Here is a 21451-nt window from a genome sequence, read left to right as displayed (position 1 = left end):
GGAGGAGCCATGACCCGCCCGGGCCTGCCCAAGCTGATCGCCACCGACCTCGACGGGACGCTGGTCCGCAGCGACGAGACCGTCTCCGCGTACACCCATGAGGTGCTCGACCGGGTGCGGGCCGCCGGCATCCCGGTGGTCGGCGCGACCGGCCGGGGGCCGCGGCTCACCGAACTGACCCGCAACGACATCCGCGCCGCCGACTTCCTGGTGCTCGCCGGCGGGGGCTGGGTGGTCGACCAGAGCGACCCGGCCGGGCCGGAGGTGCTGCGCGAGGAGCGGCTCCCCCGGGAGGTGCTGGCGCGGCTGCTCGCCGACCTGGAGGCCGAGGTCGGTCCGCTCACCGTGATGGTCGAGGCGTCCGGCGAGGCCGGCGCCCCGCTCTGGGGCGACTACCACCCGAGCTGGCCGTACCCGGACCTGTTCGAGCCGCGTACCCGCGACGAGTGCCTCGCCACCGACGTGATCAAGGCGTTCGCCCGGACCGCCGACCACCACGTCGACGCGCTGCTGGAGACCGCCCGCCGGATCATCGGCCCCGAGGTCGCCGCGCTCACCCAGGCCGGGCTCGGCTTCGTCGAGATCTCCCCGCCGGGGGTCGACAAGGCGTCCGGGCTGCACGTCGTGGCGCAGCGGCTCGGGGTGGACCCGGCCGACGTGCTGGTCTTCGGCGACATGCCCAACGACCTGCCGATGTTCGAGTGGGCCGGGTGGTCCCGGGTGGCCGTCTCCAACGCCCACCCGACCGTCCGCGCCGCCGCCGACGAGGTGACGCTGCGCAACGACGACGACGGGGTCGCGGTCTACCTGGACCGACTACTCTCCCGGTGATGGGAGAGACACCTCGGCTGGTCGCCACGGACATCGACGGGACCCTGCTCACCGACGAGCGGACCATCAGCCCCCGCACCCGCGACGCGCTGGCCCGGATGTCCGCGCGGGGCACGCCGGTCGTGCTGGTCACCGGCCGCCCGATCCGCTGGCTCCAACTGGTGTACGACCAGCTCGCCGAGCCGCTGCCGGCGATCTGCGCCAACGGCGCGGTGGTGTACGACCCGGTGGCCGACGAGGTGATCCGGGCCGACCCGCTCGCGCCGGAGCTGCTCGCCGAGGTGGCCCGGCGGCTGCGCGCCGAGGTGCCCGGCGTCAGCTTCGCGGTGGAGATCGTGGACAGCCGCGAGATGCGGCACGAGGCCGGCTATCCGCTGCGCTGGGACGCCGACGCCGAGGCGATCCGGGCGATCACCTCGCCCGAGGAGCTGCACTCGGTGCCGGCGGTGAAGCTGCTGGCCCGCGCCGGGGAGCAGGACCCGGACGTGTTCCTGGAGGTGGTCGCCGGGGCCCTGCGGGGGCTGGCCGAGGCGACCCACTCGTCGTACACGGGGCTGGTGGAGATCTCGGCGGCCGGTGTGACCAAGGCGGCGGGCCTGGCCTGGTATTGCGCCCGGCTCGGGATCGACGAACGGGACGTGTTGGCCTTCGGCGACATGCCCAACGACGTGCCGATGCTGACCTGGGCCGGCCGGGGGGTGGCGGTGGCGAACGCGCACCCCGCCGTCCTGGCGATCGCCGACGAGGTCACGGCGGCGAACACCTCCGACGGCGTGGCCGCGTACCTGGAGAAGGTCTTCGGGGTGGGGTGAGACGCGCGCCGGGCCTGCGACTCACCCGGCGCGCGACGGTCACAGGTATTGCCCGGTGCTGTGCCCCTCGCCGCCCTGCGGCTGGCCGATGCCCGGCATGCCCGGCATCATCCCGGCGGGGCCGCTGGGCAGCGCCTGCCGGCCGGAGCGCATCTGCTCAAGCTGCACCCGGGCGGCCATCTGCTGGGCCACCAGGGCCGCCTGGATGCCGTGGAACAGCCCCTCCAGCCAGCCGACGAGCTGGGCGTGGGCGATCCGCAGCTCGCCCTCGCTGGGCGCCTTGTCCTCGGTGAAGGGCAGCGAGATCCGCTCCAGCTCCTCGCGGAGCTCGGGGGCCAGGCCCTCCTTCAGCTCGACGATCGACCGTTCGTGGATCTCGCGCATCCGGTGCCGGCTCGCGTCGTCGAGCGGGGCGGCCTTGACCTCCTCCAGCAGCTGCTTGATCATGCTGCCGATCCGCATCACCTTGGCGGGTTGCTCCACCAGGCGGGTCGGGTCCTCGCCTGCGGCCTCGTCGGTCTGCACGGTGCCAACCGGGCGGCCGTCCGGGCCGACCACCACCACGGTGCCGGATCGCCCGGTGCCGTCGCGGCCCGGCTCGTCATCTTGTCCAGCGGAGTGCGCTTCGGTCATGCGTTCCATCTTGACCCAGGCGGTGGGCCCTCCGCTCGCCGGGACCGGCACCCGGTGGCGGGTGTTCCCGACCGGGCACCGTCGGGGCCGTCCGCCGCGCTACCGTCGCCGGCATGTCCGCCGACCCCCGCGCCGTGCTCGACCGCCCCGCCCCCGCGCCGGACGCCACCGTCGCCTACGGCGGGCACCCGGACCAGGTCGCCGACCTGCGCCGACCGGCGGGGGACGGCCCGCCGCTCCCTCTGGTCGTGGTGGTGCACGGCGGCTTCTGGCGGGCCGAGTACGACCGGGGTCACACCGGGCCGCTCGCGGCGGCGCTGGCCGCGCTCGGCTACCCGGTGGCCCAGTTGGAGTACCGGCGCACCGGGCAGCCGGGCGGCGGCTGGCCGGGCACCCTCGCGGACGTGCTGGCGGGGGTCGCGGCGCTGCCCGGGCTGGCCGGGCCGGTGCTGGGCGACGGGCTGCGTCCGGGGCCGCCGCTGCTGGTCGGCCACTCGGCCGGCGGCCACCTCGCCCTGTACGCCGCCGCCACCGCGCCGGGGACGGTGGCGGGGGTGCTGGCGCTCGCCCCGGTCGCGGACCTGGCCGAGGCGTACCGGCTGGACCTGGACGGCGGGGCGGTGGCCGCGCTGCTCGGCGGCGGGCCGGCGGAGCACCCGCAGCGGTACGCCGCCGCCGACCCCCGTCTGCTGGTGCCCTTCCCGACACGGACGGTGATCCTGCACGGCCTGCTGGACCGGCAGGTGCCGGTGGGGGTGAGCCGGTCATATGCCGCCGCCGCGCGGGCGGCCGGCAGCCCGGTACGGCTCGTGGAGCTTCCCGAATGCGAGCATTTCGGGCTGATCGACCCGGAGTCGGCCGCCTGGCCGGAGGTGGCCCGTGGGCTGCGAACCTTGCACTTTGATCACTGAACATTGACGCAGCGTCGCCGAACGGGTAGAACGCCGAGGGGACGGTATCGGCCCAGCTCAGCTCCCGGAAGGAACTCGGTGTCCCAGATGAACCGCAGGCGGGCACTCCAACTTTTGGCCGCCCTCGGTACCACGGGCCTGACCGCCGCCTGCGCCACGGACGGCGACGAAGGGCCGGCGGCCCCCGCCGGCAAGCCGGTCAAGATCGGTCTCATCGCGCCGCAGACCGGTGGCTTCAAGGCCATCGGCGACGAGATCGTCAACGGCTTCCAGCTCTATCTCACCCTCAACGGCCAGCAGCTCGGCGGGCATCCGGTGACGGTGGTGACCGCCGACGAGGGCGAGACCGCCAAGACCGGCAAGGCTGCCGTCGACAGCCTGCTCAAGCAGGGCGTGCTGGCGCTCACCGGCGTGGTCAACTCGGCCGTCATGGTGGGCATCCGGGACACCGTGGAGAAGGCCCGGGTGCCCCTGGTCGGCTCCAACGCCTCGCCGAAGAGCCTCCAGAGCGTCGTCTACATCTGGCGCACCTCCTACGTGCTGGACGAGCCGGGCCGGGCGATCGGCCCGTACATGGCGCAGCGGCTGCCCACCGGCAGCCGGGTCGCCATCCTCGCCCCCGACAACCTCGGCTCGCGGGACGTGATCCAGGGGCTCCAGGCCCAGTTCAGCACGGCCGGGTCCAGCGACCCCCGGATCGCCGACCCGGTGATCTGGACCGACACCACCAGCACGCCCGGCGGCACCGCGTACGCGGCCGACATCCGCACGGCGCTGGCCCGCAAGCCGGACGCGATCTTCTGCCACTTCGCCGGGCCGGCGGCGGTGCAGTTCATCAAGCAGCTCTACCGCGAGGGCTGGACGGGCCCGATCTACGCGCCCGGCTTCCTCACCGAGGGCACCGTGCTCGACGAGGTGCAGGAGGTGGAGGCGCGCAACATCGTGACCGCGCTCAACTACTCCGCCGACCTGAACAACACCGCCAACCGCACCTTCGCCTCGGCGTACCGCAAGACGCACGGCGCGTCCCCGACCACCTACGCGATGGCGTCGTACGACGCGGCGCAGGTGCTGGACAAGGCGATCCGGCTGGCCGGGGGCGACCCGACCCCGCAGCAGGTCAACCTGGCGCTGGGCAAGATCGGCCAGATCGACAGCCCGCGCGGGGCGTGGCAGTTCAACCAGCCGCGAACACCGCAGCAGAAGTGGTACCTGCGCAAGGTGCAGCGCGACGGTCAGGTGCTCTCCAACGTCCTGATCAACGAGCTGGCCACGCTGGGCTGAACGCCCACCCGACAACACGGCACGGGCCGGTCTCCCCAGGCGGGACCGGCCCGTGCGCGTGGGCGGGTCGCCCCGGTCAGTCACGCAGCTCCGCGATGCAGCACTTGACGCTGCCGCCGCCCTTGCGCACCTCGGTCAGCTCGACCGGCACGGGGGTGTAGCCGGCCGCCTTCAGCTTGCCGGCGAGCCGGGACGCCTCGCTGTTCAGGACGACGTTCGCGCCGTCGCTGACCAGGTTCAGGCCGAAGGCCAGGGCGTCGACGTCGTCCGCGACGATCGCGTCGGGAAAGAGCTGGGCGAGGACCCGCTGGCTGGCCGCCGAGAAGGCGCCCGGGTAGTAGACGATGTTCCCGTCGTCGATCGAGGCCAGCGCCACGTCGAGGTGGTAGAAGCGGGGGTCGACCAGGTGCAGCGACACCACCGGCCGGCCGAGCGCCTCCTGCGCCTCGGCGTGCGCCGGCAGCTCGGTGCGGAAGCCGTGGCCGGCGAGGACCAGCCCGCCGTGCGCGTCCGGCAGGTATGCGAAGTCGCCCTCGCCCTCGTTGGTCTCGTTCGGGGCGATGAAGTGCCAGCCCCGCTCCTCGTAGAAGGCGCGGTGCGCGGCGGCCTCGGCGGCCCGCTGCTCGTGCTTGAACCGGGCGCCGTAGACCGTACCGTCGACCACGAACGCGCCGTTGGCCGCGAAGACCATGTCGGGCAGGTCGGCCTCGGGGGCGAGCAGGTGCACGTCGTGGCCGAGGCCGAGCAGCGTCTCGCGCAGCCGGTCCCACTGCTTGACCGCCAGCTCCGCGTCGACGGGCGTGGTGACGTCCATCCACGGGTTGATCGCGTACGCGACGGCGAAGTGCTCGGGCGAACACATGAGATATGTCCGCTTTCGGGGGATCCGGTGCTGGTTCACGGAAACCAAGAGTAGGTAGCCTCGAACCTTGGTAACAGCCACAACCATTGCTTCCTGAGGACGGAACGTTGCAGATAGACGCGGTGGATCAGCGAATCATTGCGTTGCTGGTGGCGGACGCCCGCGCCTCGTACGCCGACATCGGCAGCCGGGTCTCGCTCTCCGCCCCGGCCGTCAAGCGCCGGGTGGACCGGCTCCGCGCCGCCGGGGTGATCCGGGGATTCACGGCCGTCGTCGACCCGGCCGCCGTCGGCTGGACCACGGAGGCGTTCGTCGAGCTGTTCTGTGCCGGGCGGACCACCCCGGCCCAGATCGGGGTGGCCGTCCGCCGGCATCCGGAGGTGGTCGGGGCGTACACGGTCTCCGGGGAGGCGGACGCGCTGGTGCACCTGCGCGCGGCGGACATCTCGCACCTGGAGGAGGCCCTCGAACGGCTGCGCGCCGAGTCGTTCGTGACCTCCACCCGCAGCACCATCGTGCTCTCCCGCCTCGCCGAGTCCCCCGGCGTCGGCCCCTCCTAGTCGGGCGATGCGGACGGCGACGGAGGCACTGCACGGGCGCCCCCCGGGCGCTCCTCCGGCGCGAGGTGGCGGCGTCGATGGTTTCGGATGCGCGGGAAACACCGCTGGCAGGAAGGCGACGCCGAAGCGACGCCGCCTTCCCGCGCCGGCCCCGCTGGCACGGTGACCAGGCAAAGCGCATGTCCAGGTCGACGGACGTCAGCGGCCACCACTGGGGCGCTACCCGCCCCACCGGTCGCCGCCGGGTGGCTGCGCACTGGCAATGGTGCCCTTCGGGACGGGTCCGAGGGAAGGCTCCCCGCCGGGGAAAAGCCCGTCCGGGTCGGACATTCCAGAGGGCGACACCTCCCGAGCCGGCGCTTTCCGCGCCATCCGGTGTTTCCTGACGCGATCCGGCTTCGACCGGCACGCCCCTGCGCTGCGGAAACGTGATGCCCCGGTGACGGCCCGCCGCACGCTCCGGACGCGGGCGGGCTCCGCCGGCAGGTCGGGATTCTGGACGCGAGCAAAATCCGGACGGAGAAGGTATGCACCTTTTGAGCAATTAGCCCCATGAATCAAGATCAAACCATTTCCGGGTGACGCGAGAAACAGGGTCTTGTTGCTTACGGCCCCCCATTCCGGCGAAGATCTCAGACGTTGTTCGATCCGTCGCGCCCCTGGCAGGGCGCACCGGTATTCAGCGGGCAGCGAAATTCCAGGTCGACGCACCAATTCCAATAGAAGAGAGGAATGCGGATGGTTGCGCCTTCTGCTCAACTTCGCGACGACGGGTGCCTGGCGCACCGGGCCGCGACCGCGGTGGTCACGCTGGTCGTGATCGTCATTCTCATCAAGGCGCTGGTCGCTGCTGGCAGCGAGCCGGAGCTGACGATCGGGTGCTGTTGCCTGCTGGGCGGCACGGCCATCCGGCTGCTGCGGCACTGACCGACGTAACGACCGGACAGGTTCGGTGCCGAAGAAGAAGGCGTCACTCGGACCGGCACCGACCGGCCCGATAGCGGATTTCGCGCGCGAGTTGCGCGAGCTCCGCGATCGGGCCGGCACGCCGACGTACGAGGCCATGGCGCGCGACGCACACAGCAACAAGAGCAGCCTGTCCAAGGCGGACAAGGGCGTCAGGCTGCCGAGCAGAGAGGTGACCCTGGCGTACGTACGGGCCTGCGGCGGGCCGGTCGAGGAGTGGCAGGCCAGGTGGAAGCGGGTCGCCCAGGAGGTCGACCCGCTGGCCTTCCGGCCGAAGCAGCCCACCTCCCTGCCCACGGTCAACGCCCTGGCCGGCTCCGTCAACCCGGTGGACGCGATAACCGTCGAGGAGTTCCGGGCCAAGCTCCGGCAGGTGCGCAAACGCCTCGGCGATCCGTCCTACAAGGAGATCGAGGCCCGGGCCAGAGGCAAGGGCGTCGCCCTGCCGGCCAGCACCGTTTTCGACATGCTCAAACAGGGCGGCAAGACACTGCCCCGGGCCGATCGGATCGTCGCGTTCCTGAAGGTGTGCGGCATCCCGGAGGAGGAGCACGACCTCTGGCTCAAGACCCGCGAACTGATCAGGACCCGCAAGCTACAGACCGCCGCGACACGTCGGGCGCTCCCGCTCGCCCCCACGCCCGCGGAGGAACCCGCCGCCGACCCGGTCGATCATGTTCCCGAGCCGCCCGTCGTCGCCGAACTACTGGCCGAAATCCATCGGTTGAGGTCGAAGCTCGCCACCTACGAGGCCCACCCCGAATGGCCGTCGATACGGCGGGACGACCCCCGGGGCGCAATGGTTCGGCCGTACGTCATACACGGTTTGGCCCCGTTGACCACACCACCGCCGGAAACGGCTCCCGAACCTGACGGCGACCCACAGCCCGAGCCATACCAGAGGTGGTTCGCCACGACGGAATCCTATCCCCGGTACCGTGGGGTCGCCCGGGTGCCGCGCCCCGCACGCGGCCCTCAGGAGCCACCCGCGCCCGGCGAGCACGGGCCGACGCAGTGGGGTGCACCGGACCCGCGCGACGGGCTGACCAGGGGCGTCCTCCCCCCGGTCGCCGACGAGGAGGAGACCGGGCCCCTCGATCTGTGGATCGACCACCCCTGAGGGTCCGCAGGCCGCGACGCCCCACCGAGCCGGCGGGTGGGGCCCGGCACTCGGGCCGACCGGGCCCCACCCGCCGCCCGTCGTCGTGGACCCCGTGGCCGGCGCAGGCGCCGCCGGCCAAGGGACGCCTGCCGGCGGCCTCAGAGATACATGCCGGTGCGGTGCTCGCCCTGGTCCCGCCGGCCGGGCTTGTCGCCCTCGCCGAAGAAGCGCTTCCCGCCGAACTCGCCGTGCAGCCGGTCGTCCAACTCGTCGGCGAGGCCGGTCATCACCTGCACGGCCAGCATCAGGTGGGTGGCCTGGAAGTCCCGGCCGAAGACCGGGATGGACGCCCAGACGGTGTCGTCGGCGCAGTAGAGCCGCCCGATCGGCATCCGGTTGGTCAGCTCGGACAGCTTCACGTAGAGCCGCTCGGTGGGCTCGACCTCCGTGAGCACCGGCGAGAAGACGTCGACCAGCGGCGGATTGTCGCGGACCCGGACGAAGACCATCGCCGACCCGGCCCGGATGTTGATGTCGCCGTCGGAATCGACCTGCAACTTGTCGGAGTCGGACTTGAGCATGGCGGACACCACGGTCCGCACCTGCTCGGCCAGGGCCAGCACGTCGCTGCGCGGCCCCTGGGCGGCGGCCAGCGCCTCGTCGAGGTCCGCCTCGACGTCCTGGTCCGAGCCGAACTCGCTGCGCGCGGTGCCCAGCGGCTCCACCGGCACGGGCCCGCCCTCGGCGTCGTGCACCAGATAGACCAGGAACGCCGGGTGCGGGGCACCGTAGACGTCCCGCAGGGTGCGGGAGAGCAGGGCGGCCAGCCGGGTCGCCTCGGCGGTGTCGCCGGTGAGCCCGAAGTGCTCGCCGGAGCCTTCGACCACCCCGGGCGGCGACCAGCCGAGCGCCACCATGTCGGCGACGGCCGCCCGGTCCAGCCGGTAGCCCTGCGGGAGGGTCGCGTTGCCGACGGCCCACGCGGAGAGCTGGCCGTCGTCGGCGAGGTCGATGCTGATGGAGTAGACGGCGTCGCCCGTGCCGGAGGCGGTGGGGTCGAGGGTCAGCTCGACGTGCGTGCCGGCGGGCAGCTCACGCAGCCGCTCGGCGAGGGCCCGGGCGAACTCGCGCCACGCCTGGGTCACCTTGGCCCGCAGGTCGGCCGTTGTCGGCTCGTCCAGCAGGATCGACTCGTGCTGGTGCTCCGACGGGCCGCCGCTCGGACCGCCGCGCTCCGACGGGCTGCCCTGCTGCGGGGAGCCGCCGGGCGGGTCCGAGGCCGGCGTCGAGGGGTGGCCTACCGTCATGATCGCCTCCGTCCGTTGCGATCACCCTACCCAGCTCGACCCGCGCCCGAATCAGGCCGGACCGGCATCGGACACCGATGGGCCGGGGCGGCGTCAGGCCGGGGGCCGCGCGCCCAGCTCGACCGGCCAACCGCCGGCCAGCGCGCCGAGCCGGTCGGCCGCCGCGGCCGGGTCGGCCCCGCGCCCCACGGCCAACCCCAGCAGGTACGCGGAGACCGGCGCGCCGGGCCGCAGCACCTGGTGCGCGACGTCCCGGGCCAGGTCCAGCACCACCGGCACCGGCACCTCGGCGGGATCGAGGCCCAACTCCGCGCAGGCCGCCGTCACCCAGTCCTCCAGCATCGTCAACGTGCCCACTCCTCCGCCCGGCGTACGTCCTCGTCAGTGTCGCAGTCGAACCAGGGCGGCGGGCCCGTCCCGGGCCAGGGCACGTCGCGCACCGTCAACCCGGCGAGCAGGGCCCGCACCGCCGCGCCGTCGAGCGAGCCGCCCCGGGCGGTGGCGAGCCGGCCGAGCGCGGCCCGCAGCGGCGCGACCCGCCACACCCCGCACAGCTGCTGCCGCCGGCCGTCGCCGTCGACGAGGCACGCCCCGTCCACGGCCGGGTCGGCGAGCTGGTCGCGCAGCAGGCGCACCGCGTCCCGGGTGAGCAGGGGCAGGTCGGCGGCGAGCAGCGCCACGGTCGTCGTGCCGGCGGGCAGCAGGGACAGCCCCGCCGCGACGGCGGCCACCGGCCCGCCCCCCGGCGGCCGTTCCCGGGTGGACCGGACGCCCGCCGGCACCGGGCCGGCCGGACCCACCACGATCCGGACGTCGGCGTCGGCGACGGCGTCGAGCACTCGGTCGCGCATCGCCCGGCCGCCGACCGGCACCCCGGGCTTGTCCACGCCGCCCATCCGGCGCGCGGCCCCACCCGCCAGCACGACCGCCGCCCAGTCCCCCACGCGGCCACCGTACCGCCCGGCGCAGTCGTGGCGGCATGTCGCGCAGTCGTCGGGCAGGATGGCGGGATGGGACGGGCGACTGACCGGCGGAACGTGCTGCGGATCGACCTCGACGCGGCCGATCCGCACCGTGTCGCGACCCGACGGCCCGACAGCCTGTCCGTCGAGGAGCCGCTGGAGATCCGGGTCGGGCCGGGCGGTCCGGGACGTCGGCGGCCGTTGGCGGTGACCATGCGCACCCCCGGCGACGACCTCGACCTGGCGATCGGGTTCCTGCTCACCGAGGGGCTGATCCGCGACGACGCGGACGTGCGCACCGCCCAGCTCTGCGCCGGCCCGGACACCCCGAACACATACAACGTGGTCGACGTGGTGCTCGCGCCCGGCGTGCCCGAGCCCGCCGCCGACCCGACCCGCAACTTCTACACCACCAGCTCCTGCGGGGTCTGCGGCAAGGCCAGCATCGACGCGGTGCGGACCCGCTCCCCGTACGCCGTCGCGGACGACCCGCTCACCGTGCCGGCCGGCCTGCTGGCCGAGCTGCCGGACCGGCTGCGCGCCGCCCAGCGCCACTTCGACCGCACCGGCGGGCTGCACGCGGCCGGGCTGTTCACCGGCGACGGGGAGCTGGTGGTGCTGCGCGAGGACGTCGGCCGGCACAACGCCGTCGACAAGGTCGTCGGGTGGGCCGTCCGGCAGGGCCGCCTGCCGCTGGCCGGGCACCTGCTGCTGGTCTCCGGCCGGGCGAGCTTCGAGCTGACCCAGAAGGCGTGGATGGCCGGGGTGCCGCTGCTCGCGGCGGTCTCCGCCCCCAGCACCCTGGCCGGCGACCTGGCCGAGGAGGCGGGCATGACCCTGGTCGGCTTCCTGCGCGGCCGGACCATGAACGTCTACACGGGCGCCCACCGCATCGGGCCGGCGGGGCAGGGCGGCGTCGGCAGGGCCTGAGCAGCCCGGTCAGGCGTCAGCCGTGCCGGTCGAGCAGTTCCTTCACGCGGGTGAACAGGTCGCGCAGGTTCGGCTCGGCGACGAGGGCACGCGCCTCGGGCAGGCTCAGCCAACGCAACGCGGCGGCCGGCTGCTCGGGACGGATCCGCTCGGGTCGCCCGGTGGCCAGCACGAACCGCAGATCGGCGTGCTCGTGGGCGGGCTCGGTGGCATTGGCCGGCACGGGCAGGATCACCACCTGCCTGACCGCGCCGTCCGGCCAGCAGACCAGGTCGTCGAGGTTGGTCTCCTCCGCCCCCTCGCGCAGCACGACGTCGAGCGGGTCGTGCTCGCCGGGGTCTCCGTGACCGCCGACCTGCAACCAGGACCGTAGGCGCACGTGCCACCGCAGCAGCACGCGCCGGGTCGGCGGGTGGACGACCAACGCCGACGCGGTGACGTGCAGCGGCAGGTCGCGGGACCACGGGTCGCCGGCCGCCACGAGGTCCAGGACCCGGCGCACGTCGGCGCTCTCGACATCGGTACGCGGCCGGTAGTCGGCGAGCAGTGCCGCGATCGGCGTCACCGGTGCGGTGTGGTGCATGTGCGGCTCCTGCGGTGCCGGGACTCGGAACGGGCCATCGTATCGAGTCGGAGCCCGCCGCAGGCGGACCTCCCCCACGGCGGCGGCCGGTTACTCGCCGGTTGTTATGGCGATGCTCACGCGACTGTGGATATCGCCGCGCCATTGCGCCGTGCCACGATCGACACACGCTCAGTGAGCGCGGACGTGTCAGCGGTTGTGGGGGGACATGCGCGTCGGCATGCAACATCGAGCTGGTTTCGGGCAGTGGCTCCGGGCGCTGCGGGACACCCGCGGCCTGACCCAGGAGGAGCTGGCCGAGGCGTCCGGCTCAAGCGTCCGCACCATCCGGGAGATGGAACGCGGCCGGGTCCGGACACCCCAGCGTCGTACGGTCGCACTGCTCGCCGACGCGCTCGGCCTGGCGGGCGCGGACCGCGACCGCTTCGTCGGGCTGGCCCGCGCCGGCCACCGCCAACAGCCCGGCCCCGGGATCGCCACCGCGTCCCCGGTGGTCCCCTCGGAACTGCCCGCCGCCGTGCCGAGCCTCGTCGGCAGGGCGGCCGAACTCGCCGTGCTGGCCCGGCTGACCACCGGAGTCACCGACGGCAGCGCCACCACCGCCTCCGTCGTCGTGCTGCACGGCCCGCCCGGCAGCGGCAAGAGCAGCCTCGCCGTCGCCGCGGGGCACCGCCTCGGCACCGCGTTCACCGACGGCCAACTCTTCCTCGACCTGCACAGCACCGCGCCCAGCGACAGCGCGTGGGCTGACAGCGCGCGAGCCGACACCGGGCGGGCCGGCAGCGCGCTCGCCGACATCGTCGGTCCGGCCGAGGCGCTGGCCGGGCTGCTGCGCTCGCTCGGCGTGCCCGAGGAGGCGATCCCCGGTCCGCCGGAGCAGCGGGGCCGGCTGTTCCGCACCCTCACCCGCGACCGGCGGCTGCTGATCGTGGCGGACAACGCCGCCGACGAGGCGCAGGTACGCCCGCTGCTGCCGGCCGGACGGCACTGCCTGACCCTGGTCACCAGCCGGCGACCGCTGACCGGGCTCACCGGCGCGGTCCGGGTCCCCGTCGGGCTGCTCACCCCGCAAGCCGCGTGGCGGTTGCTCGCCTCGATCGTCGGCGAGGACCGACTGGCCGCCGACCCGACGGGCACAGCCGAACTGGTGAAGCTCTGCGGCCGGCTGCCGCTGGCGATCCGGGTCGCCGGGAACCGGCTGGCCAGCAGGCCGGGCTGGCCCGTCGCCCAACTCGTCACCCAACTCGTGGACCCGCGCCGCCGGTTGACCGCGTTGACCGCCGGGGACCTCGACGTGCGGGCGGCGTTCGACGCGTCGTACCGCCGGCTCGGCGCGACGATCGCCGGGGTCTTCCGGCGAGCATCCCTCGTGCCGGGGGCGGAATTCGACGCCGGCCTGCTCGCGGCCGTCACGCGCGTCGACGTCGAGAGCGCGGCGGCAGCCGCCGAGGAACTGGTCGACGCCGGCCTGCTGCTCCCCCGTGGCGACCGGTACGCCTTCCACGGCCTGACCCGCATCTACGCCCGCGAACGCCTCGCGCTGGAGGGGTAAGGAAGGGCCCCCTGTTAACGCCTGAGGTAGAGAAGGGTTCCCTTCTATCACTCGCGCGAGCGGGCTCCCGCGCGAGCGGGCTCCCGCGCGAACAGCAGAGCGGTGGGTCCCACCGGGTGCCCGCCCGGTGGGACCCACCCGAGGTGGGAAGCTGGGGTCAGGAGCAGGTGGCGCCGTTCAGGGTGAACGGTGCCGGGTTGGTGGCGGGCCCGTCCGCGGTGAAGCCGAAGCTCACCGAGCCGCCCGACGGGATCGTCGCGTTGTGGCTCTCGTTGCTGACCGTGACGGTCGCACCGGTCTGCTGGAAAACGCCGTTCCAGTGCCCCTGCACGACCTGGCTCCCGCCGAACGTCCAGCCGACGTTCCACCCGGTGACCTGCGGGCCGTCGTTGTAGACGGTGACGGCCGCCTCGTAGCCGGTGCCCCAGGAGTTGACCACCGTGAAGGACACCCGGCAGGTGGCTGCCGTCCCGGTGACCGGCACGATGTCGCCGAAGTCGTCCCGGGCGGTGGCGAAGTCCTGGAAGCCGAACCCGGGGCCCGCCGAGCGGGTCGTGGTGCCGGCGGCCAGGACGGTGCCGTTGGCGTTGACGGCGTACACCGGGCCACCGCTGTCCCCGCTGCGCGCCGACTCGTCGCCGTCGAGCTGGGTGGCCTCGACCAGGTCCTCCCGGTCGTCGTAGTGGAACTGCACCTCAAGGTTGCAGACCGGGACGCCGATCTCCCAGGCCGACGTCGCCCCGGACTGGCAGAGAAGCTGTCCGGGGAACACCTCGGTCCAGCCGACCACCCGGGCCTTCACCTCGTCGTTCGAGCCGCCGACGTAGAGCCAGCCGCCCGCCGACGGAGTGGCGATCAGCATCGTGTCGTGGTCGGTGTTCTTGTGGGTCTGCACGCCGATCGGCTCACCCTGGCCGTCGCTCCACTGCGAACCCACCGAGCCGCAGTGCCCGGCGCTGAGCAGGTGGTTGGTGCCGGTGGCCACCTCGCGCACACCGAAGCCGACGGTGCAGCCGGCACCGGAGTCGTTCCAGATCCGGGCCCCGCCGTTCCATGGCGCCGAGTCGTCCTCGCGGGAGCGGGGAACCAGCCGCTCCCGCTCGACGATCGTGGTGCGTACCCCGGTCGCCGGCAGCTTCGGCAGCGCCGCGTCGGCGTCGTCGACGGCGATCTCGATGCCCGAACCGTCGGTACGCAGCCGCACGCCGTACGCCGAATCCCGCGCGTCGCCGTCCACCACGGGCGCGATCCGCGCGGCTGCGGCGGCCAGCTCCGTCTTGGCGTACGCCGCCTTGGCGACCTCGACCGGCGCGATCCGGCGGGCGACGGCGACGGCCGAGGCGACGTCGGCCGGGAGGCTACCCTTCCACCAGAGCGTGACGTGGTCGCCGACCAGCCCGATGCCGGCGTACCCGCGCGAGGGGCCCCGCTCGACGGCGGCCCACAGCCCGGTCGCCGCGTCGACCAGCGGCACCTGCGCGACCATCCGGTCCCGGGTGCCGCCCGGGATCAGGTCGAGGATCGTGGCTTCACCCGCCCCGGTAGTGGGGGTGGCCTGCGCGTGGGCGGGGGCCGTCGCCGGACCGGCCAGCGCCGTGGCACCGGCGAGGACCCCTGCGGCGAGGACGCGGGAGGTCACCTTCCAGGTTTGTTTCATGACCGAGAGTCAACCCCCGACGGTACGCCCGAACCAGGCAGGACGGGCGGCAGGAGCCTCCTGCCGCCCGTCCTGCCGGCCACCCGACCCCGGCTCCCGGCTCCCGGCTCCCGGCTCCCGGCTCCAATGATCGTCTGTCGTTTTCGGACACTCCCGTCGGCGCGTCGTCTCACCTTTCAGCAGACGATCAAGGCCCTGTGAGGCTCGGCTACCAGATGACCGCCAGCGGGGCCACTGGCGCTCGGGAACTCACGCGAAGCAGCACCTCCGCCCTCATTCCATCGCCGCGCCCAGACCATCACACAGGGCTCCAGACTGGGAGCAGAGCTCCCTGTACTCACCCTCGCCACCCTGGTCGGGATCACCCCCGCGTGTGCGGGGAGCAGGGTCTTGTACGTGCCCACCACGATCCCGGCCTGGGATCACCCCCGCGTGTGCGGGGAGCAGTCCCGCCACATCGGGGCGCAGTTGCTCGTGTAGGGATCACCCCCGCGTGTGCGGGGAGCAGGACGCCCCGCTGCCGGATCACGCCGGCCACCGGGGATCACCCCCGCGTGTGCGGGGAGCAGTCGGGGCATGGCAGGCTCCGGTCTCGTTGGCACGGATCACCCCCGCGTGTGCGGGGAGCAGGTGGCGCAGGACAAGGGCCCAACCGGGTCGCTGGGATCACCCCCGCGTGTGCGGGGAGCAGCCCGGTGGCGGACCGCTGCACTACTCCAACTTCGGATCACCCCCGCGTGTGCGGGGAGCAGACCTCGTCCCTGGTTGGCGCCGGGCGTGCTGCCGGATCACCCCCGCGTGTGCGGGGAGCAGAGGCCGACGCCGCGGCGCTGGCCATCGGCCGCGGGATCACCCCCGCGTGTGCGGGGAGCAGGCTGTTTCCGCAGCCCAGCCCCGCGATGCGCCCGGATCACCCCCGCGTGTGCGGGGAGCAGTCGCCGTGGTCACCCTCTCGGCGACCCTCGTCCGGATCACCCCCGCGTGTGCGGGGAGCAGTCTGGCGAGCGTGGAAACGTGACGGCAAGGGCGGGATCACCCCCGCGTGTGCGGGGAGCAGCCACTGTGGGCGTACAGTCAGGCACAACACCTGGGATCACCCCCGCGTGTGCGGGGAGCAGACTTCTTGACCTGCAGCGCCAAAGATCAACTTTGCCGCTTTCCTTCACTTCTCCGCGCAAGATCGAATCTTGCCCGATACCGCTCTTAGCCACTCCGGGTCGCACGCAGGATACGGCGGGAGCGCATCCGTGCGCGTGTGCCGCAAGCCTTGATAGCACGGCACACACCCCGACAGAAATGAATCCGAATCGGATACAGATCTTGGCAAGAGATGGCCCCTCCAGGGGCCGTTTCTCGCCAAGGTCTACCGGTTGGGAGCGGCCCGGGCTGGGTGGAGTCCCGGGCAACCGCCGCTGGAGCGGCCGGGAGAGCAAGCCGACCAGTCAGAAGCGGCCAGCACCCCGCGCAGTCGTGCGGACCATGGCCACGTCAGGGGTTCGCCGGGGCCCGCCCGCGGAGGGATCAAGCCTGACCGCCCGGAGCGGGCGGGCCCCGGCGAACCCCCACCGACGCCGAACGGACAGGCCCTGACGAACCCCCCACCGACGCCGAACGGACAGGCCCCGACGAACCCTCACCCACACCGAGCGAGCCGACCAGCACCCGCTTCACGGATCAGGGATCAGGGATCACGGCGACGTCGCCGCCGCCGAAGCACCCCCGGAGGGCGGTTCGCGGGCCAGCCGTCGAGCTGCGACGGCGGCACCCCACGGCGCAACAGGTCGTCCAGGAGCAGGCCGAGCGAGTAGTCCGGATGTGCCTCCAGCACCCGTTCCAGCGCCACCGCCGCCAGCGCCCCCTGCCCCGCCCGCCAGCAGGCGAAGGCGAGCAGCGAGCCCGGGGCGGCGATCAGGTCCCGCTCGGCGCGGCGCAGGACGTCCGTCCAGAGGGCGATGTCGCGGTCCCGCCCGTCGGTGCGTTCCCAGGCGTGGTCCCGGACGGGCAGGTGGGTCAGCAGCAGGGTCAGCCAGGCCACCTCGTCGTCGGTGAGCCGCTCACCCCGGCGGCTTCCCCGCAGGGCGGCGCGTACGGCGTCGACGCCGGCCCGGCGCAGCGCCCGGCCGCCGAGCAGGTCGGCCTCGCCGGCTGCGGTGATCAGGTCGTCCAGTCTCCGTTCGGCGCGGTCGACCGCGTGGCGCATCGCCACCCGCGCCGGGCCGCCGAACGGGGCCACCTGTGCGGTCAGGGCCGCCCGGTCGGGCAGCGCCACCTGGCCGGCGAAGACGGCCGCCGCGCTGACCTCGCTGGTGCCGGTGTCGTACGGGGTGCCCTCGGGCGGGCAGCAGGCCGGCTCGTCGCACAGGTACGACCAGTATCGGCCGCCGGTGACCCGCAGCGCGTCGAGCACGGCCAGCCCTGCTGCGGTCAGCGAGTCGCGTACCGCGTCGACGGCGGGGGTTACCCCCGACGCGTCGCCGTAGCCGAGCACGGTGGCGGACTCGGCCCCCTGCCGGGCGATCACGCCGGCCAGGTGGGCGGCCGGGTCCAGCGGGTCGTCGCCGGGGCCGGGCAGGTCCGCGCGGGCGGCAAAGACTATCCGCCTGCCCCGCAGGGCGACCACCACCACGCTGTCGGCGGGGTGGAAGCCGAGCAGGTAGGGCACGGCGGCGATGAGGTCGGCGGGGGAGCGGACGGTGAGCCGGGCGGGATCGGTGCGGGTCATGCAGGCAGCGTGGGCCGGGCGGGGGCACCCCCGGAGGCCCTGTGGACGACACGCCGCACCATCCACACTACGCACGGTATTCGAGCAGTTCAGCGCAATGCGTCGACGGTGCGCAGGAGAGGCGGGCCGCACGGCGGGGCGGCGCAGCGGCTACCTTGCGCACATGGACCTGGCGTACCTGCGGGCGCATCCGGAGCACCTCCCCACCTTCCTCACCCACCAGCGGATCCGGGAGACGCCGGTGGCCGGCGGGGACGTCTGCGCGGCGTCCCGGTTGACCCTGGACGACGGGCACTCGGTCTTCGCGAAGACGTGGCCCGCGGAGCGGGCCGGACGGCCGGTGCCGGAGGGCTTCTTCGCGGCCGAGGCGGCCGGGCTGCGTTGGCTGCGGGAGGCCGGCGCGGTGGCCGTACCGGAGGTGGTGGTGGCACTGCCGGAGCTGCTGGCGCTCGACTGGGTGGAGCCCGGCGAGCCGACGCCGGAGGCGGCCGAGCGGTTGGGCCGCGAGCTGGCGGCGCTGCACCGCGCTGGGGCCCCCGTGTTCGGCGCGGAGTGGGCCGGTTTCGTCGGCGCGCTCCCCCAGGACAACACGCCGGACGACGGCCCCTGGCCGGTGTGGTTCGCCCACCGGCGGCTGCTGCCGTACCTGCGGACGTCGGTCGATTCCGGCGCGCTCACCGCCGCCGAGACCGCCCTGGTCGAGCAGGTCGTCGAGCGGGTCGGCGAGTTCGGCGGCGACGAGCCGCCGGCCCGGGTGCACGGCGACCTGTGGCCGGGCAACGTGCTCTGGGCTGCCGACGGGCGGGCGTGGCTGGTCGACCCGGCGGCGCACGGCGGGCACCGGGAGACCGACCTGGCCCAGTTGGCGCTCTTCGGCGGACCGCCGCACGGCGAGCGGATCATGGCGGCCTACCGGGAGGCGTGGCCGCTGGCCGACGGGTGGCGCGAGCGGGTGCCGCTGCACCAGCTGCACCTGCTGCTGGTGCACACCGCTCTGTTCGGCGGGGCGTACCGCGATGCGGTCGGCACCGCCGCCCGGGACGCCCTGCGCGGGGCCGGGCGCGCTACCGTCGAACGGTGACCGCCGCGCGAGGGACCGACGGCGTCCTCGTCGACCGGTACGGCCGCGTCGCCCGGGACCTGCGCGTCTCGCTGACCGACAAGTGCAACCTGCGCTGCACCTACTGCATGCCGGCCGAGGGGCTGCCCTGGCTGGCCGGGTCGCGGCTGCTGGGCGACGACGAGATCGTCCGGCTGGTCCGGGTGGCGGTGGAGCGGCTCGGGGTGACCGAGGTGCGGTTCACTGGCGGGGAGCCGCTGATCCGCCCCGGGGTGGTCGGCATCGTCGCGGCGGTGGCCGGGCTGACGCCCCGGCCCCGGATCTCGCTGACCACGAACGGGCTCGGGCTCGACCGGCTGGCGCCCGCGCTGCGGGCCGCCGGCCTGGACCGGGTGAACGTGTCGCTGGACACACTCGACGCCGCTCGCTTCGCCCGGCTGACCCGCCGCGACCGGCTCGCGGACGTGCTCGCCGGGCTGGCCGGGGCCGCCGCCGCCGGGCTCAACCCGGTGAAGATCAACAGTGTGCTGATGCGGGGCGTCAACGACGACGAGGCCCCCGCGCTGCTCCGCTTCGCCCTGGCCCACGGCTACGAGCTGCGGTTCATCGAGCAGATGCCGCTGGACGCCCAGCACGGCTGGGACCGGGCCGCCATGGTCACCGCCGACGAGATCCTGGCCAGCCTGCGTACCGGAGCCAGCCCGAGCGCCGGAGCCGGCCCGCAGACCGGAGCCAGCCTCCCGCACACCGGAGCCGGCCCGCACACCGGAGGCAGCCCGCACACCGGAGCCGGCCTCCCGCGTACCGGATTCGACCTGACCCCCGACCCGGCCGAGCGCGGCGCGGCCCCCGCCGAGACCTGGCTGGTCGACGGCGGTCCCGCCCGGGTCGGCGTGATCGGCAGCGTGACCCGGCCGTTCTGCGGCGACTGCGACCGCACCCGGCTCACCGCCGACGGGCAGGTCCGGGCGTGCCTCTTCGCCACCGAGGAGTCCGACCTGCGCGGCGCGCTGCGGGCCGGGGCGGACGACGACGAGCTGGCCCGGCGGTGGCGGGCGGCGATGTGGGGCAAGCGGGCCGGGCACGGCATCGACGACCCGTCGTTCCTCCAGCCGGCCCGGCCGATGTCCGCGATCGGCGGCTGACCGGTGCCCCGCGACGTGCCCGACCAGCTCACCATCCGCTACTTCGCCGGGGCGCGGGCCGCCGCCGGCACGGCGGAGGAGACCGCGCCCGCCGGCCGTTGCCTGGACGAACTCACGGACGAACTGACGAGACGGCACGGCGAGCGCCTCGCCGCCGTGCTGAGGGTGGCGAGTTTCCTGGTCGACGGCGTGACCTGTCACGATCGCCGGACACCGCTGCCGGCAGGGGCGACGATCGACGTGCTGCCGCCGTTCGCGGGCGGCTGAGGAGGCTCGGTGTTGGCGGTTGTGGCTCTGGTGGGTTTCGTGCTGGTCGTGATCGGCCTCATCCACCTCTACCTGTGGAAGCGCCTGGTCGCCGACACCACCGGGTCGCGGCGGCTGCGCCGGGCCGGCGCGGTCGCGGCGGCGCTGCTCACGCTGCTCGTGCCGGCCACGATGGCCGGCACCCAGAACGGCCTGTACTGGCTGGCCTGGCCCGGGTACGTGTGGCTGGCCCTGATGTTCTACCTGCTGGTCGCGCTGGTCGTGCTGGAGGTGCCGCTGCTGGTCGCCCGGCGGGTGCTGCGCCGCCGGGCGGTCGCCGCCGAGCCGGCCGCCGCCGCGCCCGAGCCGGTGCTGGTGGGCGCGCCCGGCGCCGCCGACCCGCCGGCTGCCGGGGCCGTCGACCAGCCGGACCACGACCCGTCCCGCCGGCTGCTGCTGGCCCGCGGTGCGGCGATCTTCGCGGGCCTCACGGCCGCGGGCACCGTCGGATACGGGGTACGCAACGCCCTCGGCCCGCCCCGGCTGGACCGGGTGCAGATCCCGCTGGCGAAGCTCCCGCGCGGCATGGACGGGCTGCGCATCGCCACCGTCTCCGACATCCACCTCGGCCCGCTGCGCGGCCGGGCGCACACCGAGCGGATCGTCGCGATGATCAACCGGCTGGACGCCGACCTCGTCGCGATCGTGGGCGACCTGGTCGACGGGTCGGTCGCCGAGCTGGGCGAGGCGGCGGCCCCGCTGGGCGACCTGCGCTCCCGCTACGGCAGCTTCTTCGTCACCGGCAACCACGAGTACTACTCCGGCGTGGAGGAGTGGGTGCGGGAGGTGGACCGGCTCGGCCTGCGGGTGCTCCAGAACGTCCGCCAGGAGATCCGCACCCCGGCGGGGGTGCTCGACCTGGCCGGGGTGAACGACGTCACCGCCGCCGGGACCGGGCTGGCCGCCCCCGCCGACTTCGCCGCCGCGCTCGGCGACCGGGACCCGAGCCGCCCGGTGGTGCTGCTGGCCCACCAGCCGATCGCCGCCGTCGAGGCCGCGAAGTTCGGCGTGGACCTGCAACTGTCCGGGCACACCCACGGCGGCCAGATGGTGCCGTTCGACCTGGCCGTCCGGCTCCAGCAGCCGGTCGTGTCCGGCCTCGGCGAGGTCGACGGCACGAAGGTGTACGTCACCAACGGTGCCGGCTTCTGGGGCCCGCCGGTGCGGGTGGGGGCGAACCCCCAGGTCACCCTTGTGGAGCTGCGCACCCCCTGATCGGCGTAGCGCGCCCTCGCCCCGGTGTCCAGACAAGGATTGCTCAGGTCA

21 protein-coding genes and 1 CRISPR repeat array are annotated in these 21451 nt (G+C 74.0%); of the genes, 13 read left to right on the top strand and 8 right to left on the bottom strand.

Annotated features, from left to right (window positions below; translation table 11 throughout):
- Nucleotides 1-9: 9 nt before the first annotated feature.
- Nucleotides 10-831, top strand: a complete 822-nt coding sequence (locus ACFYWL_RS09990) for an HAD family hydrolase (protein WP_386969915.1) — start codon at nucleotides 10-12, stop codon at nucleotides 829-831.
- Entirely contained in the window at nucleotides 831-1643 is an 813-nt protein-coding gene (locus ACFYWL_RS09985; RefSeq protein WP_386969913.1) for an HAD family hydrolase, read from the top strand. Before ACFYWL_RS09990 ends, ACFYWL_RS09985 begins: the two co-directional genes overlap by 1 nt.
- 39 nt (nucleotides 1644-1682) lie before the next feature.
- Here the strand turns inward: ACFYWL_RS09985 and ACFYWL_RS09980 are convergent, their stop codons facing one another.
- Nucleotides 1683-2285, bottom strand: coding sequence for a bacterial proteasome activator family protein (locus ACFYWL_RS09980; RefSeq protein WP_386969910.1), 603 nt, complete (start codon nucleotides 2283-2285; stop codon nucleotides 1683-1685).
- Between the two features lie 104 nt (nucleotides 2286-2389).
- Here ACFYWL_RS09980 and ACFYWL_RS09975 point away from each other — a divergent pair, with 104 nt between their 5' ends.
- Together ACFYWL_RS09975 and ACFYWL_RS09970 are read left to right on the top strand one after the other, a co-directional pair.
- Nucleotides 2390-3187: an alpha/beta hydrolase family protein gene (locus tag ACFYWL_RS09975; protein WP_386969907.1), complete on the top strand. Its 798-nt coding sequence runs from the start codon at nucleotides 2390-2392 to the stop codon at nucleotides 3185-3187.
- 78 nt (nucleotides 3188-3265) lie between these two features.
- Nucleotides 3266-4471 (top strand): ABC transporter substrate-binding protein, encoded by a 1206-nt coding sequence (locus ACFYWL_RS09970; protein WP_386969905.1) that lies wholly within the window; start codon nucleotides 3266-3268, stop codon nucleotides 4469-4471.
- 76 nt (nucleotides 4472-4547) lie between these two features.
- On the opposite strand, the gene ddaH is transcribed toward ACFYWL_RS09970, so the two are convergent.
- Nucleotides 4548-5381: a dimethylargininase gene (gene ddaH / locus ACFYWL_RS09965; RefSeq protein ID WP_386969903.1), complete on the bottom strand. Its 834-nt coding sequence runs from the start codon at nucleotides 5379-5381 to the stop codon at nucleotides 4548-4550.
- Nucleotides 5382-5440: 59 nt separating this feature from the next.
- Between ddaH and ACFYWL_RS09960 the strand changes: the two genes are divergently transcribed.
- From ACFYWL_RS09960 to ACFYWL_RS09950, 3 genes are all read left to right on the top strand, one after another.
- Entirely contained in the window at nucleotides 5441-5893 is a 453-nt protein-coding gene (locus ACFYWL_RS09960) for an Lrp/AsnC family transcriptional regulator (protein ID WP_386969900.1), read from the top strand.
- A 738-nt stretch (nucleotides 5894-6631) separates the two neighbouring features.
- The gene (locus ACFYWL_RS09955; protein WP_386969898.1) at nucleotides 6632-6820 is read left to right on the top strand and encodes a hypothetical protein; all 189 of its coding nucleotides are present in this window, start codon (nucleotides 6632-6634) and stop codon (nucleotides 6818-6820) included.
- Nucleotides 6821-6845: 25 nt separating this feature from the next.
- A complete protein-coding gene (locus tag ACFYWL_RS09950; protein ID WP_386969895.1) occupies nucleotides 6846-7979 on the top strand; it encodes a helix-turn-helix domain-containing protein in 1134 nt (377 codons plus the stop codon).
- Between the two features lie 140 nt (nucleotides 7980-8119).
- Here the strand turns inward: ACFYWL_RS09950 and ACFYWL_RS09945 are convergent, their stop codons facing one another.
- The 3 genes from ACFYWL_RS09945 to ACFYWL_RS09935 all read right to left on the bottom strand — a co-directional run bounded on the left by ACFYWL_RS09945 (nucleotide 8120) and on the right by ACFYWL_RS09935 (nucleotide 10272).
- Nucleotides 8120-9268: a hypothetical protein gene (locus ACFYWL_RS09945; protein WP_386969892.1), complete on the bottom strand. Its 1149-nt coding sequence runs from the start codon at nucleotides 9266-9268 to the stop codon at nucleotides 8120-8122.
- Between the two features lie 93 nt (nucleotides 9269-9361).
- Nucleotides 9362-9610: a DUF6457 domain-containing protein gene (locus ACFYWL_RS09940; RefSeq protein WP_386970535.1), complete on the bottom strand. Its 249-nt coding sequence runs from the start codon at nucleotides 9608-9610 to the stop codon at nucleotides 9362-9364.
- Between the two features lie 2 nt (nucleotides 9611-9612).
- On the bottom strand, nucleotides 9613-10272 hold the full coding sequence (locus tag ACFYWL_RS09935) for a molybdenum cofactor guanylyltransferase (protein WP_386970533.1): 660 nt from the start codon (nucleotides 10270-10272) through the stop codon (nucleotides 9613-9615).
- Between the two features lie 6 nt (nucleotides 10273-10278).
- Between ACFYWL_RS09935 and fdhD the strand changes: the two genes are divergently transcribed.
- Nucleotides 10279-11160 carry a formate dehydrogenase accessory sulfurtransferase FdhD gene (gene fdhD, locus ACFYWL_RS09930; protein WP_386969890.1) on the top strand — a complete coding sequence of 294 codons (882 nt, stop codon included), beginning with the start codon at nucleotides 10279-10281 and terminating at the stop codon, nucleotides 11158-11160.
- 16 nt (nucleotides 11161-11176) lie between these two features.
- Here the strand turns inward: fdhD and ACFYWL_RS09925 are convergent, their stop codons facing one another.
- Nucleotides 11177-11743, bottom strand: a complete 567-nt coding sequence (locus ACFYWL_RS09925; protein WP_386969887.1) for an NUDIX hydrolase — start codon at nucleotides 11741-11743, stop codon at nucleotides 11177-11179.
- Between the two features lie 220 nt (nucleotides 11744-11963).
- Between ACFYWL_RS09925 and ACFYWL_RS09920 the strand changes: the two genes are divergently transcribed.
- A complete protein-coding gene (locus ACFYWL_RS09920) occupies nucleotides 11964-13295 on the top strand; it encodes a helix-turn-helix domain-containing protein (RefSeq protein WP_386969884.1) in 1332 nt (443 codons plus the stop codon).
- Between the two features lie 157 nt (nucleotides 13296-13452).
- Here ACFYWL_RS09920 and ACFYWL_RS09915 read toward each other — a convergent pair whose 3' ends face one another.
- Nucleotides 13453-14952, bottom strand: a complete 1500-nt coding sequence (locus ACFYWL_RS09915; RefSeq protein WP_386969881.1) for a cellulose binding domain-containing protein — start codon at nucleotides 14950-14952, stop codon at nucleotides 13453-13455.
- Between the two features lie 297 nt (nucleotides 14953-15249).
- A CRISPR array of direct repeats spans nucleotides 15250-16070; the repeat unit is 28 nt; unit sequence GGATCACCCCCGCGTGTGCGGGGAGCAG.
- A gap of 563 nt (nucleotides 16071-16633) precedes the next feature.
- Nucleotides 16634-17674 (bottom strand): DUF4192 domain-containing protein, encoded by a 1041-nt coding sequence (locus tag ACFYWL_RS09910; RefSeq protein ID WP_386969879.1) that lies wholly within the window; start codon nucleotides 17672-17674, stop codon nucleotides 16634-16636.
- Nucleotides 17675-17837: 163 nt separating this feature from the next.
- On the opposite strand from ACFYWL_RS09910, the gene ACFYWL_RS09905 reads away from it, so the two are divergent.
- Genes ACFYWL_RS09905 through ACFYWL_RS09890 form a run of 4 tightly spaced genes read left to right on the top strand, consistent with a single transcriptional unit; the run spans nucleotide 17838 to nucleotide 21400 of the window.
- A complete protein-coding gene (locus tag ACFYWL_RS09905) occupies nucleotides 17838-18755 on the top strand; it encodes a fructosamine kinase family protein (protein WP_386969877.1) in 918 nt (305 codons plus the stop codon).
- The gene (moaA, locus tag ACFYWL_RS09900; RefSeq protein ID WP_386969874.1) at nucleotides 18752-19879 is read left to right on the top strand and encodes a GTP 3',8-cyclase MoaA; all 1128 of its coding nucleotides are present in this window, start codon (nucleotides 18752-18754) and stop codon (nucleotides 19877-19879) included. Before ACFYWL_RS09905 ends, moaA begins: the two co-directional genes overlap by 4 nt.
- A gap of 3 nt (nucleotides 19880-19882) precedes the next feature.
- A complete protein-coding gene (locus ACFYWL_RS09895) occupies nucleotides 19883-20146 on the top strand; it encodes a MoaD/ThiS family protein (RefSeq protein WP_386969872.1) in 264 nt (87 codons plus the stop codon).
- Nucleotides 20147-20155: 9 nt separating this feature from the next.
- Entirely contained in the window at nucleotides 20156-21400 is a 1245-nt protein-coding gene (locus ACFYWL_RS09890) for a metallophosphoesterase (protein WP_386969870.1), read from the top strand.
- Nucleotides 21401-21451 lie beyond the last annotated feature (51 nt).

Source organism: Micromonospora sp. NPDC002575 (assembly GCF_042889525.1).
Lineage (GTDB): Bacteria > Actinomycetota > Actinomycetes > Mycobacteriales > Micromonosporaceae > Micromonospora > Micromonospora carbonacea.
The sequence above is the reverse complement of the archived record's forward strand: the minus strand, read 5'-3'. Positions and strand labels throughout refer to the sequence as shown.